Raw genomic sequence first — 2,304 nt, 5'->3', positions numbered from 1 at the left:
CAATAACAGAGGGACAGAGGTGGTTAGCTGAACGTTGGGAAAAACTGATAGTTTTATCGACGTAAGAAGCAGAAAAATTAGCTAAATTAACAGGATGTACTCTCAGAAAATTTGAAGAGAGATAGGCTTTTAGTGGCTTGGGAACAAGCTTTATCAATTTATTCATAATCAAGATTGGCAGAGGATTAAAGATTAGTTATTGTCACTAACTCTTTTGATTAGAAAAAGATAAACTTGAGAATTTTCATTCAAATTTATTGACTCAAAATCCGCTGTACTTAATTTAAATGAATCAACCCTACCCTGCCCCCCTTGATAAGGGGGGTGCCGATGGGCGGTAGGGTTGATTCATGAATCAACCCTACTATGAATCAACCCTACGATAGGCGGGGGGATCCCCCCTGCCCCCCTTAATAAGGGGGGTGTCTGACAACTTTTAACACCTACCTACTTAAGTGATTTTAACGAAAAAACTCAACAAGCTATTCAGAATATTGAAGAACAAAAAAACTTAACTGTTTGCCAAGATCAAGTTGAACTATATCAGCAGCTAGGAATTTAATGTTATTAACCATTTATAATCTATAATCGCCATACATAAGGAGAATAATTAACTATGACCGAAAATAGAAACCCGATTCCTGTCGTTGTCAACGGTGCAGCCGGCAAAATGGGACGGGAAGTCATTAAAGCCGTTGCTCGTGCCGACGATATGATCTTAGTGGGTGCAGTCGATCGAAATCCAGCTTTTCGAGGTCAGGATGTGGGGGAAGTGGCCGGTTGTGAACCCCTAGAAGTGCCGATTCTCGACGATTTACAGAGTGTTTTAGTCCTGGCAACTCAGGAAAAAGTGCAGGGGGTGATGGTGGATTTTACCCATCCCGACGGTGTTTATGACAATACCCGCAGTGCGATCGCCTATGGAGTGCGTCCGGTGGTGGGAACTACAGGATTATCGGCGGCACAACTGCAAGATTTAGCCGAATTTGCCGAAAAAGCCAGCACTGGCTGTTTAGTTATCCCCAATTTTTCCATTGGCATGGTTTTACTACAACAGGCTGCCGTGCAAGCATCCCGCTACTTTGATCATGTGGAAATTATCGAACTGCATCACAATCAAAAAGCAGACGCACCCAGTGGCACAGCCATTAAAACCGCCGAATTACTGGCAGAATTGGGTAAAACCTTTAATCCTGCCCAAGTTTCCGAAAAAGAAACCATCCCCGGCGCTAGAGGCGGTTTAACTGCTGAGAACATCCGTATTCATAGCGTGCGTTTACCCGGTTTAATTGCCCACCAGGAAGTCATTTTCGGTTCCCCCGGGGAAATCTATACCCTTCGTCATGATACCAGCGATCGCTCCTGTTATATGCCGGGGGTTCTCCTATCTATCCGCAAAGTTACTCAGCTGCAATCCCTCGTTTACGGTTTAGAAAAAATCCTCTAAATCGAGATATTAAGGAGAGGAAAAGGGCAAAGAAGAGAAATCTCGACAAATTGCCCTAAAAATGCTTTTTGCTGGTTTTTCTATCCCAGAAATCGCCCGATTTACCGATTTATCCCCTGACGCAATCGAGGAATTACAAAGACAAAACGTTCACGATGTTTGATAATATTTGTAAATTTATTGCCGAAAACTTCTCCGATGATCTAGCCACTTGGTTATTGGGTTCTCCCCTCTCCTTAACCGTCCTCGACCCGACGGAATTACAATTAGACCCCATTCGTGCCGATTCTCTGATTTTTTTGCAGTCAGAGCAACTAATTCTCCATACCGAATTTCAAACCGACCCCGACTCCAAAATTCCTTTCCGAATGCTCGATTATCGCCTTCGCGTCTATCGTCGTCATCCCCAAAAACAAGTGCGTCAAGTGGTAATTTATCTGCGACGCAGTGATTCCCCCCTAGTACAAGAAAATACCTTCCGTCTAGGGGAAACCTTTCATTCCTTCCAAGTCATCCGTCTTTGGGAAGAAAATACACCGCAATTTTTTCATCATCCCGGTTTATTACCCTTTGCCGTCCTCAGCAATACTGATGACCCCGAACAGGTGTTAAGTCAGGTGTCCCGTTCTTTAGAAACTATCTCCCAAAAACAGGTGCAAAGCAATAGAACTCTTGCAAATTAATTATATGTTATAATGATGGGTTAACTAATTTTTTGGGGAAAATTAGTTAATCAGTACATTTGTCCTGAATGAAAACTTGAAGTTTAACTTTTAACTCAAAACTCTTTAGAGCTGCTTTAATTTGGTTATCAAAACCTCTTTATTTAAGCGGCACAAACTATCTCAATTATAAAA

The 2,304-nt window shown here is 42.4% G+C and carries 1 protein-coding gene and 1 pseudogene; both read left to right on the top strand.

The features are described from left to right. Positions 1-616 precede the first annotated feature (616 nt). Entirely contained in the window at positions 617-1,447 is an 831-nt protein-coding gene (gene dapB / locus H6F92_RS03535) for a 4-hydroxy-tetrahydrodipicolinate reductase (protein WP_190356812.1), read from the top strand. A gap of 155 nt (positions 1,448-1,602) precedes the next feature. After that, positions 1,603-2,124: pseudogene (locus H6F92_RS03525) on the top strand (Rpn family recombination-promoting nuclease/putative transposase); the annotation flags it as partial. Positions 2,125-2,304: the final 180 nt, after the last annotated feature.

The sequence above is a fragment of the Microcystis wesenbergii FACHB-1317 genome, from assembly GCF_014696875.1.
GTDB lineage: Bacteria > Cyanobacteriota > Cyanobacteriia > Cyanobacteriales > Microcystaceae > Microcystis > Microcystis wesenbergii_A.
The sequence above is the reverse complement of the archived record's forward strand: the minus strand, read 5'-3'. Positions and strand labels throughout refer to the sequence as shown.